The 13,635-nt window shown below is 63.5% G+C and carries 13 protein-coding genes; 7 read left to right on the top strand and 6 right to left on the bottom strand.

The features are described 5' to 3' along the window. The first annotated feature begins 84 nt into the window (after window positions 1–84). The 3 genes from NKH73_RS14720 to NKH73_RS14730 are packed head-to-tail and all read left to right on the top strand — an operon-like array spanning window position 85 to window position 3,729. Window positions 85–1,449 (top strand): M16 family metallopeptidase, encoded by a 1,365-nt coding sequence (locus tag NKH73_RS14720; protein WP_352932591.1) that lies wholly within the window; start codon window positions 85–87, stop codon window positions 1,447–1,449. 4 nt (window positions 1,450–1,453) lie between these two features. Beyond that, window positions 1,454–2,845: a M16 family metallopeptidase gene (locus NKH73_RS14725; RefSeq protein WP_352932592.1), complete on the top strand. Its 1,392-nt coding sequence runs from the start codon at window positions 1,454–1,456 to the stop codon at window positions 2,843–2,845. Continuing rightward, entirely contained in the window at window positions 2,842–3,729 is an 888-nt protein-coding gene (locus NKH73_RS14730; protein ID WP_352932594.1) for a patatin-like phospholipase family protein, read from the top strand. The genes NKH73_RS14725 and NKH73_RS14730 overlap by 4 nt, the downstream gene beginning before the upstream one ends. Window positions 3,730–3,783: 54 nt before the next feature. Here the strand turns inward: NKH73_RS14730 and NKH73_RS14735 are convergent, their stop codons facing one another. Then, window positions 3,784–4,650: an ADYC domain-containing protein gene (locus NKH73_RS14735; protein WP_352932595.1), complete on the bottom strand. Its 867-nt coding sequence runs from the start codon at window positions 4,648–4,650 to the stop codon at window positions 3,784–3,786. A 95-nt stretch (window positions 4,651–4,745) separates the two neighbouring features. After that, window positions 4,746–5,231: a hypothetical protein gene (locus tag NKH73_RS14740; RefSeq protein ID WP_352932597.1), complete on the bottom strand. Its 486-nt coding sequence runs from the start codon at window positions 5,229–5,231 to the stop codon at window positions 4,746–4,748. A gap of 249 nt (window positions 5,232–5,480) precedes the next feature. Between NKH73_RS14740 and NKH73_RS14745 the strand changes: the two genes are divergently transcribed. Beyond that, the gene (locus tag NKH73_RS14745) at window positions 5,481–6,179 is read left to right on the top strand and encodes a cation diffusion facilitator family transporter (RefSeq protein WP_352932599.1); all 699 of its coding nucleotides are present in this window, start codon (window positions 5,481–5,483) and stop codon (window positions 6,177–6,179) included. Window positions 6,180–6,230: 51 nt separating this feature from the next. On the opposite strand, the gene NKH73_RS14750 is transcribed toward NKH73_RS14745, so the two are convergent. Together NKH73_RS14750 and NKH73_RS14755 are read right to left on the bottom strand one after the other, a co-directional pair. Beyond that, window positions 6,231–6,944 carry a response regulator gene (locus NKH73_RS14750; protein WP_352932601.1) on the bottom strand — a complete coding sequence of 238 codons (714 nt, stop codon included), beginning with the start codon at window positions 6,942–6,944 and terminating at the stop codon, window positions 6,231–6,233. Further along, the gene (locus tag NKH73_RS14755; RefSeq protein ID WP_352932603.1) at window positions 6,941–9,604 is read right to left on the bottom strand and encodes a hybrid sensor histidine kinase/response regulator; all 2,664 of its coding nucleotides are present in this window, start codon (window positions 9,602–9,604) and stop codon (window positions 6,941–6,943) included. Before NKH73_RS14755 ends, NKH73_RS14750 begins: the two co-directional genes overlap by 4 nt. Before the next feature lie 284 nt (window positions 9,605–9,888). On the opposite strand from NKH73_RS14755, the gene NKH73_RS14760 reads away from it, so the two are divergent. Further along, window positions 9,889–10,590 (top strand): response regulator, encoded by a 702-nt coding sequence (locus tag NKH73_RS14760; RefSeq protein WP_352932605.1) that lies wholly within the window; start codon window positions 9,889–9,891, stop codon window positions 10,588–10,590. 5 nt (window positions 10,591–10,595) lie between these two features. On the opposite strand, the gene NKH73_RS14765 is transcribed toward NKH73_RS14760, so the two are convergent. Further along, window positions 10,596–11,747, bottom strand: coding sequence for a helix-turn-helix transcriptional regulator (locus NKH73_RS14765; protein WP_352932607.1), 1,152 nt, complete (start codon window positions 11,745–11,747; stop codon window positions 10,596–10,598). Between the two features lie 390 nt (window positions 11,748–12,137). On the opposite strand from NKH73_RS14765, the gene NKH73_RS14770 reads away from it, so the two are divergent. Then, entirely contained in the window at window positions 12,138–12,464 is a 327-nt protein-coding gene (locus NKH73_RS14770; protein WP_352932608.1) for a hypothetical protein, read from the top strand. A gap of 121 nt (window positions 12,465–12,585) precedes the next feature. Beyond that, entirely contained in the window at window positions 12,586–13,002 is a 417-nt protein-coding gene (locus tag NKH73_RS14775) for a cytochrome c family protein (protein WP_352932610.1), read from the top strand. An 88-nt stretch (window positions 13,003–13,090) separates the two neighbouring features. Here NKH73_RS14775 and NKH73_RS14780 read toward each other — a convergent pair whose 3' ends face one another. Beyond that, complete coding sequence (locus tag NKH73_RS14780) at window positions 13,091–13,597, bottom strand: dihydrofolate reductase family protein (protein WP_352932612.1); 507 nt, start codon at window positions 13,595–13,597, stop codon at window positions 13,091–13,093. Window positions 13,598–13,635: the final 38 nt, after the last annotated feature.

Raw genomic sequence — 13,635 nt, forward strand, 5'->3', positions numbered from 1 at the left:
TGCGCGCGAAAATGACGAACAAACCACTTTGCCTGTGACGCCGTCCCCGCCTATCGTCCCACCCCATGATAACCGGAGCCATTAATGACATCTCAGGCTGAATGGCTGCGCGGAACGGTCTTGGCGCTCGCTCTCGTGATGACCGGCCCGGTTCTGGCCGACACCAAGCCGGACGACGGCAAGGTAACGAACTTCCTGCTCGACAACGGCATGGAGGTCGTCGTCATCCCCGATCACCGTGCGCCGATCGTCACCCATATGGTGTGGTACAAGATCGGCAGCGCTGATGAGCCGCCGGGCAAGTCCGGCATCGCCCATTTCTTCGAGCATCTCATGTTCAAGGCAACGACCAATCATCCGGCCGGCGCGTTCGACCGTGCCGTCTCCTCCATTGGCGGTTCCAACAACGCCTTCACCTCCTATGACTACACCGCCTTTTACGAGACGGTGGTGCCGCAGGCGCTCGAGCAGATGATGGATTTCGAGGCCGATCGCATGCGCAACCTCATCCTCAACGACGATGTCATCGCCACCGAGCGCGACGTCATCCTCGAGGAACGCCGCTCGCGCATTGACAGCAATCCGCAGGCAGTGCTCGGCGAGGAGATCGATGCCACCCTCTGGCAGAACCAGCCCTATCGCATTCCGGTGATCGGCTGGATGCAGGAGATGGAGAAGCTGAACCGCACCGACGCCAAGGCATTTTACGACAAATATTACACGCCCAACAACGCCGTGCTGGTGGTGGCGGGCGATGTCGAGCCGGAAGTGGTCAAGGCGCTGGCCGAAAAGACCTATGGCAAGATCGCGCGCGGTCCAGATCTGCCGCCGCGCATCCGTCCGGTCGAACCCGAGCAGAACACCAGGCGCACCGTGACGCTCACCGACGCGCGTGTCAGCGTGCCGAACTTTTCGACGCAATGGGTGGTTCCCTCCTACCACACTGCAAAGCCGGGCGAAGCGGAAGCGCTGGACCTGCTGGCAGAGATCCTCGGCGGCGGCAGCCGCAGCCGGCTCCACCAGCAACTTGTCGTCAAGCAAGGCATCGCCGCCGAGGCCGGCGCCTTCTTTCAGGGCACCATGCTCGATGCCACCAACTTCACCGTCTATGGCGCGCCGCGCGGCGACGCCAAGCTGGCCGATGTCCAGGCGGCGGTCGAGGTCGAGGTCGCCCGCATCGCCAAGGACGGCGTCGCGTCAGACGAGCTGGAGAAGGCCAAGGATCGTTTCGTCCGCTCGATGATCTTCGCCCGCGACAAGCAGGATTCGATGGCCAACATCTACGGGGCGACGCTCGCCACCGGCGGCAGCGTCAGGGATGTCGAGGAATGGCCGACCCGCATCCGCAAGGTCACCGCCGACGAAGTCAAGGCGGTTGCCGCGCGCTATCTCAATCTCAACCATTCGACATTAGGCTATCTCTTGCCGCAGACACAGGCAGGGAATTGATTTGATGATGAACTTCATGCGCCGCCCGATCTTGCCTTCTCCCACAAGGGGAGAAGGGAAAACCGCGCGCGTCACCACCCCTCTGGTCACCCTGCTCCTCTCCCTGTTCTTCCTGATCCTGCCGTCACTCACAGCTCGCGCGGCGATGAGCATCCAGGAGGTGACGTCCCCAAAGGGCATCACCGCCTGGCTGGTGGAAGACTATTCCGTGCCGCTCGTCGCCATCCGCTTCGTCTTCGACGGCGGCACGACGCAGGATCCGGCTGGGACGGAGGGGCTCGCCAATCTGATGAGCGGGCTGTTCGACGAGGGCGCCGGCGATCTCGACAGCGAGGCTTTTCAGATCAAGCTGGACGACGTCGGCGCCGAGATGAGCTTCGAAGCGGCGCGCGACGGCACCTACGGCTCGATGCGCATGCTGGCCGAGCAGCGGGACGCGGCGTTCGAGCTGTTGCGGCTGGCGGTCACGAAGCCGCGCTTCGACCAGGCGCCAATCGACCGCATCCGCGCCCAGGTGCTGTCAGGCATCATCGCCAACGAGCTTGACCCCGACACGGTCGCCCAGCGCAAATGGCTGGAAGCACTGTACGGCACCCATCCCTATGCGCGACCCGACCAGGGCACCAAGCAAAGCATCGCCACGATCGCACCGGCCGATCTCATCGCCTTTCACAAGGCGAACTTCGCCCGCGACGGGCTGCATGTGGCGGTCGTCGGCGCCATCGATGCCGAAACGTTGAAGAACAAGCTCGACATGGTCTTCGGCGACCTGCCGGCACACCAGGCCCTCGGCGCGGTCGCCGATATCGAGCCGAAACTCAACCAGCAGCTCGAGGTCAATTACGACCAGCCGCAGACCTCGTTGCAGCTGGCCTATCCCGGCGTCAAACGCAGTGCGCCGGACTTCTTCGCCGCGGCGCTGATGAATGAGATCCTCGGCGGCAGCGCCTTCACCTCGCGGCTGTTCGACGAGGTGCGCGAAAAGCGCGGCCTCACCTATGGCGTCAGTTCCGACCTGGTCGACCACCAGCATGCCAACGCGTTGACCATCACCACGGCGACCCGCTCGGACCGGGCAACGGAGACGCTGGCCGTCGTGCGCGAAGTGGTGAGGCGCATGGCCGAGGAGGGGCCGACCGAAGCGGAACTGGCGGCGACCAAGCAATACATGATCGGCGCCTATGCCATCAACAATCTGAACTCCTCCGGCGCCATCGCCGCAACGCTGCTCGAACTGCAGCTCGACAAGCTCGGCATCGACTACATGCAGCGCCGCGCCGCCCTCATCGACGGGGTGACGCTGGATCAGGTCAAGGCGGCGGCGAAAAAGCTGCTGTCCGCCGAGCCGGCCATCATGGTCGTCGGGCCGAAACCCGGCGAGGCCAAAAAGGAATGAGCCCGAGCTTCGGCATCGCCTTTGGCGGCGGCGGCGCGCGCGGGCTGGCGCATATCCATGTCATCGAGACGCTCGACGAGCTGGGCATACGACCGGTCGCCATATCAGGCTCGTCGATCGGCGCCATCATGGGCGTCTGCATGGCATCGGGCATGACAGGCAAGGACATGCACGCCTATACGCGCTCGATCCTCAGCCGCCGCGCCGAGGTGGCGACGCGTATGTGGCGGGCACGGCCCGGCACCTTCGCCGAGGTGTTGCAAGGCGGACTGCGGGTCAGCCAGTTCAATGTCGAACGCATCCTCAAGGCATTCCTGCCCGACGCCATTCCCGAAACCTTCGCCGAACTGTCCATACCGCTGAAGGTGACGGCGACGGATTTCTTCGGCCATAGCCTGGCCGTGCTCGACGAGGGCGACCTGCACTCGGCGCTGGCCGCTTCGGCGGCTATTCCTGCGGTGTTCCGCCCGGTGATGCGCGACGGCACGCTGCTGATCGACGGCGGCATCTACAACCCGGTGCCGTTTGACCTGATCGAGCTCGACGCCGACATCATCATCGCCGTCGACGTCGTCGGCGCGCCGACCGAAGGCGGGCGCAAATACCCGACCTCCGTCGACCTGATGTTCGGCGCAACTCAATTGATGATGCAGTCGATTATCGCCAGCAAGCTGATGCAGAGCCGGCCCGACATTCTGGTCCGCCCGGCAGTATCGAAATACCGCGTGCTCGATTTCATGAAGATCGACGCCTTGATGACCGAAACAGTAGCGATCAAGGACGAACTGAAGCGGGAAATCGAGAAGGCGGTGGAGGCGCGGGCCAAAGCCGACACGGGCAAGCGCACCAAGCAGGTGGAGGCGGGGGCGGCGCGGAAAGTCTGACGCTTGCTGGCCTCAATGGAACGAGCGCAAGCCGACAAACTCTCCGCGGCATGACTATTCCGCCGCGGAGTGAGCCGTTTGCGGGTCGATCGAACGGTTGAGGATCAGCGCCGCGGCATCGCTTTCGCACGCCGCTGTCTGTGGCTGTTGCCGCACATCAGGGCAGGCCGCCGCCAGTCCCTCCATCGTCAGCACGTCGGGTATTCGCGTGCGGCTGACGCAAAGCGCGCCGTCGGCACCCCACGCCGCCTCGAACGACATATCAGGCGCGGCCTCGTCCTGTTGAATGCCCTTGCGATCATAGATGACGATCGGCGTCCCGTTGCGGGTATGGCCGACGCCATCGCCGCAATAATCGGCGCGGATCATGCGGGTGCATGCCTGATGATGATCCCACAGCGACGTGCCGTCCGGCGATTTTTCCCAGGGGCGATATCCAAAGCGCACGCATTTCGCCTGGGCGCCGCCGGTGCAGGTAATGCTGAACGCCGTGTCGGACGGCAGATGGCGACCGTCCTGCGTCCAGGTGCCGGCAAGCGGAAAACCCATGCGCCGGCCTTCGATGTCCGGTTCGCAGATGTTGCGCCATGCGCCGCTTGCCGGGTCGAGCGTCGACATGGCGTAGAGCATGACCCCGCCATCCGGATTCCTCGGATCGATCTCGACCGCGTCGATGCGCAGCGGCATCCGGTCCTGTCCGTCACCAATCGTCAGAACGGCGCCGACGAGGTACTCCTGAGTGACAATGCGACCATCTTGCATCGTCACCTCGAACCTTGTGCCGACAACGGAGATCGAACCGATCGCTTGTTCGGTCCCGGCCTGGGCAAGAGGCACCGCGGCCGTGCTGGAAATGGCTACGCCGACCGCGACGAATGCGTGGCGGCCAATCTGGGCGAAGCGATTTCTGTGGGCTGACATTGTTGGCTCCTGACGGCATATCATTCGAATGAAGCGCGGCCAATGAGAACGGAGGGCACAACGCCATCCGTTCCATTGATCACGGACGCCGGATATCAACGCCTCGGCGAAGGGGATGGCCGGTCATGGTCGGTCCCGGCGCCGCTGCCGGTGCCGTGCTGGCCAGACGGAAGGCCGTTGCTTTTCTTACCAGCAGCCGATGACCGGACATTGTCCTTCTGGACAGCCGGCAAGCCGCGGATGTTCGGGTCGATCACCGAGCCGCTGCCGTGCTGGACAGCCGGCAGACCGCGGATGTTCGGGTCGACGATGGAGCGGACATTCGGGTCGATGATGGACTTGCCGGCCGGAGCGAGACTCTTCGCCAGAACGATGCGGTCAGCATGCACACCGTTGAGCGCAAGGACGCCGAGGCCGTTGCTGGTCAACGAATTGCTGGTCAGCGAGTTGCTGGTCAGTGAGTTGTTCTGCAGGCCGTTCAGCGATTTGCCGTTCGCGCCGATCGGACCCGCCGCGATAGCCGGTGCGACGAGACAGGCCATTGCCGAGGCAGCAGCCAGGTAAGTCTTGAAGCGATTCATCTTGATTTCCTTTTTCGTTTATCAGCGGAGCCGTCCCGTCGGGTTCGCTCCATGGCGCGGTTTTCGCTCCCGACTGTTTCGGACGAATGCCGAAATCCGTCCGAATTGTTTCATTTGTTGCGATCCCTCGGGCGCTGCGCCTGATGCGCACGGCGCGACGACACAAAGGAAACCTTCAGCCGGCAAATCGGCAAATCCGCGCAACACCCCTGCGCCATTGGTGACGCCAGAACGAGGAGATTTCTGGCGATGCAAGCTTTGCGAAAAACCAATGGCCAACCGACCGGCGAGGCGGCCCGGACTGCACGTCTGGCGGTGCTGGCGGGCACCCCGGGCTTGCTGCTGACCGCATATGCAGCGGCGACATCCACGTCGCTGACCATCCGTGCCGATCTCGCCCTGACGCTGATGGACATGCTGGTGCTGGTCTCAGTCATGGTTGTGGCTGGCGGCAGCAAGAAACTGGGCATGAACAAGCGGCGAGCAGCCCTGGCCGAGACGCTAGTCAATGGGCTGGCCGCCGCAGGCATGTGCTTTTCCATGGCAGTCGTCGCCGGCATCGCCATCCAGCGGATCACCGTCGGCGGCGTCGAACCCCACGGTCCCGGCATTGTTCTCGCCATGAGCCTGAACGGGGCCTACGCGGCGATCAATTTCTGGATCCTGCGCCGGTGGAAGGCCCGCAACAATGCTGCCGCTTCCGCGCTGGCCCGCGCGCAAATCTGCCTGTTCTCGGACAAGCTTTCGTCGAACCTGCTTATCGCCGCATCGCTCGCAACAGCCTTGATTTGGGAAGGCACGATCATCGCCCGCTTCGTCGATCCGGTTGCCGGTCTGCTGATCGCAACGATGACCGCGCGCTGGACCGTGCCGGTCGTGCGGGACACCGTGCGAAGCCTGCGACGGGAATTTCGCAAGCGTGCAGGTCTGTCGCATAAGGCGCGATGACCGGTAGCCCGCTGGATCGCAAGCCCCTTCTTTCTTGGCAACGCCCTTTTTCTAGCGGCGCCGGCCTTCGTCGTGAGCAGGCTCATAGACATAGCCTTCGCCGCGAACCGTCACCAGGACCACCGGCGCGTCGGGTTCGGTCTCGAACTTCTTGCGCAGCCGCGTGATGCGGATGTCGATGCTTCGGTCGCCCGGCTCGAGGTCGCGGTTGTGGGCCAGCCTGCACAGCTGGTCGCGCGACAATATCTGCCGGGGGTGGCGCGCGAACACGCATAGCAGGTCGAATTCCATGGACGTCAACTGCACGTCGGCGCCGTCCGGGTCGACCATCGTGCGGCCGGCCATATCGAGGACGCAGCCGCCAAAACGGATGCGGTTTTCCGGCGTCCGCTCTTCCTCGCCAAGGCGCCGGATGACACTCCTGACACGCGCCAGAAGTTCGCGCGGCTCGAACGGCTTGGCCATATAGTCGTCGGCCCCGGCGGCAAGACCTTCGAGCCGATGCGGCAGGTCACCGACGGCGGTCAGCATCAGGATGCCGGCGCGGCTGCGTTTGGCGATTTCGCGGGCGAGGTCATAGCCGCTTTCACCGACGAGATTGACGTCGAGAATGACCAGGTCGGGGCCAAAGCGGTCGAGTTCGGTCAGCATTCCCGTTCCATCCGGAACGGAACGGACATCGAAGCCGTGCGCGAGCAGGTAATCCGACAGCATCTCGCGCAAGGGCGCTTCGTCGTCGACGATGAGCAATTTCTGTTTTGTCACGCTTTAGCCTCTTCCATTGCGCTGGTCTCCATCGCCCTCAGGCGCTCCATCACCAGCCTGCGAAAGGTTTGCGGATCGAGCGGTTTCTCGATCACCGGCGCGCCCGTTTCGCCGATGAAGCGGTCGATCTCGGGCGCCAGCGTGTCGCCGGTCACGAACAGCAGCCGACGGGTGAGTCCGGGGCGCAGTTGCTCCAGCGCGCGGTAAAGGCCGGGGCCGTCGAGGCCGGGCATGCGTATGTCGCTGATCAACAGGTCGATCCCATCCTCACGCACAGCCTTGAGGGCGGCATTCGCGTCGTCGGCGATGGTGACATCGTGGCCGTCGCGGCGGAGCATTTCTGCGATCATCGAGGCAATGTCGGCATCGTCATCGACCACCAGAATTCGTGCGGCCGATGGGGCAGGCGGCATCTTGCCTGCAGCTTCGGGCGGAGCAACGATTTCGGCTCTGCCGCTCGGAAGCCGAACCGTGAAGCGTGCGCCGCCGCCCTGCGTCGAATCCAGCTCTATGCTGCCGTCGTGAGCCGTCACGATGCCCTGGCAGACGGACAGTCCGACCCCGGTGCCTTCACCGGCCATCTTGGTCGTGTAGAAAGGCTCAAAAGCACGCGCGCGCACCGTTTCCGGCATGCCTGGACCATTGTCGGCGACAACAATTTCAACGGCATCGTCTTCCCCTGACGTGACGATGGTCAGCCGCCGCGGGTGCGGGACCTGCAGCAGAGCTTGCTGCGCATTGACCACAAGGTTGGTGATCACCTGATGAAGCTGGTCCCTGTCGCCCCAGATGTTGGGAAGCGGTTCCGCCAGCTCGGTGCGGATCTCGACGCCGGCCGAGCGCAGGCTGTAGGCGGCGAGCTCGAGCGAAGCGGCGACGACTTCATTGATGTCGACAGCGCCTCTGGTCGGCGGCTTCTTGCGGGCCATCGCCAGAAAGGTGCGGACAATCCGCGAGCATCGCTCAGCCGCCGCGTGGATCTTGTCGGCGCGCCCCACAGTTACCTTGTCCGTCGAGAATTCCTTCAGCATCGAACTGTAGCCGATGACGACCGAAAGCGGGTTATTGAGCTCATGCGCCACGCCGGCCAGCAGCGAACCGAGGGCGGAGAGTTTTTCCGACTGGTACAGCGTCTCGCGCTGGCGGGCGATCTCCGCCTCGGCTTCGCGCTGGCGGGTTATATCGGTGACGGCGGCAAGCATGGCCGAACGGCCGGCCTGCGTGATCAGCCGCGCCGAAACCAGCGTATCCATTCTCGAGCCTTGCATATTGGTCATGCCGGCTTCGAATGCATCGACGATGCCATCTCTCAGCAAAAGCCGCATGAGATCGTCTCGCTGCGAGAGATCTTCCCAGGTCGCCGTCGCTTCGGCTCCGGTCTGGCCAACCTCGATGCCGAGCGTCTTGCGCGCCGGTTCGTTGACGAACAGGATTTCGGGGCCTTCTATTGCCGAGATGGTGATCGGCAGCGGCACGCCTTCAGCTATGGCGCGAAACTGCGCCTCTCTTTCGGCCAACAGTTTCTCGGCTTCAATTCTGGCTTGCTCGGCCAGGACGCGGTCGGAGATATCGCGGCCGACGGACTGCACTTCGACAAGGCGCCCGTCGCTGTCGAAAATGCCATGATCGTTCCAGGCGAGCCATCGGCGCGCGCCATCCGGCATCGCATTGACAAGTTCTATGCTGGCATCCGGCGCTTGCGGAGTCAGGCGGGCAAGGTGGTCCAGGAACCGGCGCCGTTCGTCGGGCGGCAGCACATCGAGTTCGCACCAGGACGGGTCGAGAAGCTGTTCGCGCGTCATCCGGCACGCCCGGCAATAGGCGTCGTTGACAAAGCTCAAATGGCCCTCCGGCGACATCCGGACGACGAACTCGGTCTGCAGCTCGACCACGCTGCGATAGCGCTGCTCACTGGCCTCCAGTGCCTGACGGGCGAGCTTCTGCTCGGCAACATCGCGACCGATGGACTGTATTTCGATGAGCTTGCCGCTGTTGTCGAAGATACCGCGATCGGTCCAATGGATATGGACCTCGCGGCCATCGCTCAGAGCGCCGGCCTCTTCCACTTCGCAGACAGGCCGTTCGGGGGTGACGCGACCGATGATCTCGTCGAAGCTACCGAAATCGGCGGAAAACGAGTTGAAATAGTGCCAGTCCGGGCTCAGCAACTCTTCGCGCGTCTTGCCGACAAGACGGCAGTAGGCGTCGTTGGCAAAGCTCATGCGCCCATCCGGCGCGACCCGGATGATATATTCCGTCTGTGCCTCGACAACGTTGCGATAGCGCTGCTCGCTGTCGGCCAGTTCGCGCAGCGCCCTGCGGTTTTCGGCGAAGATGCTCGAAGCCATGTCGATCCAGGGCCGCCAAAGCGCCGAGGTTTTGATTGCGGTGCCTGGTTTGTCGGTGGTTTCGCCGGCGGCGCCGGAGCGCACATGGTCGACAAGCGAGATCGCCGGACCGACGATCTCTCTCAGAAGCATTCTGTGCAAAGCGAACACCGAGATAAGCAACCCGAGCAAAATGAACGCATAGGGTAGAAGCGACTGTTGCAGGGCGTAGGACTGGTAGAGGCCGATGCCGGCGACAAGCACGAGGAGCGGCAAAACGCAGGCCGCCATCAACGATGCGTAATGGCTGGACAGCTTGGAGGAGGTCGGCACGGCGAGGTCTCCACAGACGGATGCGCCGTCACGACGGTTGCTGTTCCCGTGCGGGCCAGTGGACTGAACGGCCCGCGGCCTGTCAAGCCGGCCTGCCGGCCACCCGCCCGACGTCTTTCGACACTAGCCGCGGGATGTTTCACGATGATGCCGTGAGCCGGGTTTCCCGGCTTGGATTGTTTCAATTGTGTCGAGCCCGCCCGGAAGCGGCAGCAGACGGGCCGATTGACCCGGGGTTGATGCGCCCTGTAGGTTTGCGGCGTCGCTCGCCGCGGGGGAAACGCATGGCCGACATTATTGTCGTGGACGACGAGACCGACGTGGTATTCATGATCGCCGACTATTTGCAGGCGAAAGGCTATCGCATACGCACGGCGTCCGGCGGCGCCGAACTGCGCGAGGCGATCGCGGCGGCGAAAGCCGATCTTGTCGTTCTCGACCTCAACATGCCGGGCGAGAACGGTTTTAGCCTGGCCCGCTGGCTGCGCGAGCATCACGACACCGGCATTCTGATGCTGACGGGCGCCGATTCGGTATTCGACAAGGTGGCGGGCCTCGAGGTCGGCGCCGACGACTATCTGGCAAAGCCCTTCGCGCCGATCGAGCTGGAAGCGCGCATCGCCGCGGTGTTGCGCAGGCGCAGGCCGAAAGGGCCGAACGATGCCGACGCTTTGCCGGCCGGGCATTTCGCCTTCGGAACCTATGCGTTCGACGCCCGCGCGAGGAACCTCATCGATGCTGACGGCGTGGCCATTGCGCTGACGCCGATGGAGCTCGATCTGGTGGCGGCCTTCGCCACCCGGGCCGGCCAGGTCATCGGCCGCGACGAATTGCTCGATCTGGCGCCGCCCAGGGGCGACGAGCCCTTCGACCGCAGCATCGACAGCCGCATTACCAGGCTGCGCCGCCGGCTCGAAAAGGACCCGGCCAAGCCGGACCTGATCAAGACGATCCGCGGTGTTGGATACCTGTATCCAAAGCGGTGAACGGTTCAGGGAACGGGCTGCCCCGCGGGCGGAACGATCTGCATGACAAGGCGCATCAGATCGGCCTGGCGGGAGACGCCGGTCTTCTGGAAGATATTGTCGAGATGCGTCTTCGTTGTCGTGCTGGCAATGTGAAGGCTGGCGGCGGTCTCGGCCAGCGTGTGCCCGGCGAGAAGGCTGGCGAGCACGCGGGTCTCGGCCAGCGTGAGCCCAAAGGCTGTCGCCAGCATGTCGGCGGCGTCGCGCTCGTCCAGTGCATTGCCGATGAACACCGCGGCTGCCGCCGCGGGTTCCATGCCGGCGCGCAGATCGCCGCCGGGCATCGGCAGCACGCGGGCGAAGACGGGCGGCAGGCCGGGTTCGGTGAGGAGGACGGCAAGCCCTGTCTTGCCGATGCTTGCCGCATCCTGAACCGCAAGCATGATGGCGCTGTGAAGCTCCTTGGAAGCCGACGGGATCTGCGCTTGCAGAATGCCGTGAACTTCCTGGATCGGGGCGCCGCTCCGCAGCATGCGCTTGGCCGAATGGTTGGCGTGCAGGAGGGCGCCACGCTCGTCGGTGAGGACCACGGCGCATGTGAGCGCATCGAGCGCCTCGGCCACCCGTGCGCGCTCGATCATGCCGATGTCGAGCATGTTGCTGATTATCAAAGAACGACGGACATGCGGCAGCAACAATCCGCCAAGCTTGATTTCGCGCTCGGTGATGATGCCTTGCCGCTCATGCCGGGTAACGGCGAAGCCGGCAAATCGGGTCGGGGTGTGGATCAGGAAGAACGACATGATGTCGACCACACCTTGCGGCTTCAGGCACTCCTGAAAATATCGGGAGGTCTCCAGATAGGTTTGAGGGACATGGCGTGAGACCACATGCGGCATATCGAGGGAAGGCCACGTCGAGAGATCCTCGCGCAGCCGGGCGTGAATCTCGGGGATGTGTTTCGCCTGCTGCTCCTGCCAGTATGGCTCTATCCCAACAGTCCTGGAGATCAGCAGCCGGTCGTTGGTAAGGTCGTCAAGGTGCAGGACCGCAGTCTGCGCGTTGAGCGCATCCCTGATCCCGGCAAGCGCGTCCTCCCATCGCTCCGGGTCGAGTGCGCAATCGTAAATCGAGCCGATCAGCTTCGACAGCTCATGGTTCGACAATGCCTTGGCCATCGACGGCCCCCCGCATGTCGACAGCGCTCCGACGCGGAAAGCCGCGCGCTCTCACAGGTGCTCTCGCCTCTCCAAACTTTAGCGATCGCTTAAATTCGGATTATCTCCCCCAAACAGGGGATGCGCAAGCAACCGGGCGGTGAAATACTCGCGCCAAGAAGAAAAGGTCACACTTGACTTTGACGACCAGTGGGGTTCAGCGCCGTTCCCGGCTCGTGGGCCGTCGCCACTGCGAAGCAGCCGGGGGGACTAATCAAGAATTCTTCCTGTGTGCGCCGATTGTCTCGGCGCGCCACCGTCTATTGCTGAAACCTTGAGCCGGGGTTCGACCCGGCCAATTCGGGATGGAGCAGCATTATGTATAGGTACATTGCTTTTGCAGTATTTTGCATGGCGGCGATACCAGCGCATGGCGGCGAGCTTGGGGCCATGAAGGCCGAAAGCATCGATCTCGCCGGCTTCCTTGGTGTCGTCTATTACACGCCGCAGGAGGACGGCTATCGGGTGGTCACCACAATCGCGCAGGGCGAGGCGGGCCTGCCCGTGCGTTTCGTGGCGACACTGACCGAGAACCAGACGGTCGCACTCTCCGTGCCGGGCAAGCTGGGAGAGTCGGACCAGATCCTCGAGATTTCGCGTGTCGGCGGCAAGCTTGTTGTCAGCCCGCATCCGATAGACGGGATCGTGGTTGCTACTCCAAAGTCCGCCGTCGATTGATGACCCCCGCCGAGTGATCCAAAGTCGCGTGATCCCAAGGTCGAGTGACCCAAGATCGAATGTTTCAGCTGCACGCGCGTTGCGGCGGTGCTGGATGAGGCTGCAACGTGGGCGACAGACGATGTCCCTATGGCTTGTCCTCCCGTCTGTCGTCGTCTTCACCGTCGGCGCCGGCTTCTCTTCGCAAGCTGACCTGACCACGGGCAAATTGGCCACGGGCAAGTTCTACGAAATTGTCGGCGGCAAGGTCGATGCGCGAACCTATAACGGCTTCCGTCGCTACCATGGCAGCTGCAATCACTGCCATGGCCCCGACGGCATGGGCTCGACCTTCGCCTCGGCGCTTGTCGACCGGCTGCCCAGTATCGGAGTCTTCCGCAGCAACGTTCGCGACGGCGTGCGCACCGGTCCTTCGGTCATGAAGGGCTTCGCCGACGACCCGAACGTCGCCCCTTATATCGACGACATCTACGCCTACCTGCAGGCCCGTGCCGACGGCGCGCTTGGCCGAGGACGGCCGCAGAGGCTTGAACGGTGAGGGGTACTTACCCGTAGGCGATAGCCCTGCTTGTGGGGGAGATTGGCTGTCATCGGCGCCTCACGCCTTCCCCATCCCAGCCCCATACTCAAACGCCACTGCTGAAGGGCGTGGCCGATATCAACTCGAGCGGCACTTGCTCGCCGGGCGGGAACAGCGTCTTGCCCTGGCCGACGGCACCGGGATAGCTAAGCAGCCTGATGCGGTCGACCAGGCCGTGGCGCAGCAACTCCTGCGCGATGCTCAGGCTGCCATGCACATAGATGTTGCCGCCGCTGCCTTGTTTCAGTTCCCTGACCGCATCCGGCAAGGCGCCCTTCAGCAGCTCTGCCGGTTTCCAGTCGAGCGCCTTCAGGCTGGTCGAGGCGACATATTTCGGCAGCGCGTTGAACCGGTCGGCGAAGTCTCCGGTTTCCTCAGGCCAGGAGCCGGCGAAGATTTCGTAGGTCGTGCGCCCCAACAGCATGGCGCCGCTGTCGGCAAGCTCGTCCTCCTTGAACCTGTTCATCTCATCGTTCCAGGTCACACCGGGCAGCTTCTCGACCTCGGCAATGCCATCGACGCTGATGAATTCGGTGACGATGAGTTTTCTCATGGTGTTCTCCTTCTGTCAGAGGACGAACCGCGCGGGCC

Origin of the sequence: Mesorhizobium sp. M0938, from assembly GCF_040319125.1 — a bacterium.
GTDB lineage: Bacteria > Pseudomonadota > Alphaproteobacteria > Rhizobiales > Rhizobiaceae > Mesorhizobium > Mesorhizobium robiniae.

What these genes read in the sequence shown, in the direction of transcription:
- NKH73_RS14720 (WP_352932591.1), top strand. Translation starts at nt 85, where the DNA reads ATGACATCTCAGGCTGAATGGCTGCGCGGAACGGTCTTGGCGCTCGCT.
- NKH73_RS14725 (WP_352932592.1), top strand. Translation starts at nt 1,454, where the DNA reads ATGATGAACTTCATGCGCCGCCCGATCTTGCCTTCTCCCACAAGGGGA.
- NKH73_RS14730 (WP_352932594.1), top strand. Translation starts at nt 2,842, where the DNA reads ATGAGCCCGAGCTTCGGCATCGCCTTTGGCGGCGGCGGCGCGCGCGGG.
- NKH73_RS14735 (WP_352932595.1), bottom strand. Translation starts at nt 4,650, where the DNA reads ATGTCAGCCCACAGAAATCGCTTCGCCCAGATTGGCCGCCACGCATTC.
- NKH73_RS14740 (WP_352932597.1), bottom strand. Translation starts at nt 5,231, where the DNA reads ATGAATCGCTTCAAGACTTACCTGGCTGCTGCCTCGGCAATGGCCTGT.
- NKH73_RS14745 (WP_352932599.1), top strand. Translation starts at nt 5,481, where the DNA reads ATGCAAGCTTTGCGAAAAACCAATGGCCAACCGACCGGCGAGGCGGCC.
- NKH73_RS14760 (WP_352932605.1), top strand. Translation starts at nt 9,889, where the DNA reads ATGGCCGACATTATTGTCGTGGACGACGAGACCGACGTGGTATTCATG.
- NKH73_RS14765 (WP_352932607.1), bottom strand. Translation starts at nt 11,747, where the DNA reads ATGGCCAAGGCATTGTCGAACCATGAGCTGTCGAAGCTGATCGGCTCG.
- NKH73_RS14770 (WP_352932608.1), top strand. Translation starts at nt 12,138, where the DNA reads ATGGCGGCGATACCAGCGCATGGCGGCGAGCTTGGGGCCATGAAGGCC.
- NKH73_RS14775 (WP_352932610.1), top strand. Translation starts at nt 12,586, where the DNA reads ATGTCCCTATGGCTTGTCCTCCCGTCTGTCGTCGTCTTCACCGTCGGC.
- NKH73_RS14780 (WP_352932612.1), bottom strand. Translation starts at nt 13,597, where the DNA reads ATGAGAAAACTCATCGTCACCGAATTCATCAGCGTCGATGGCATTGCC.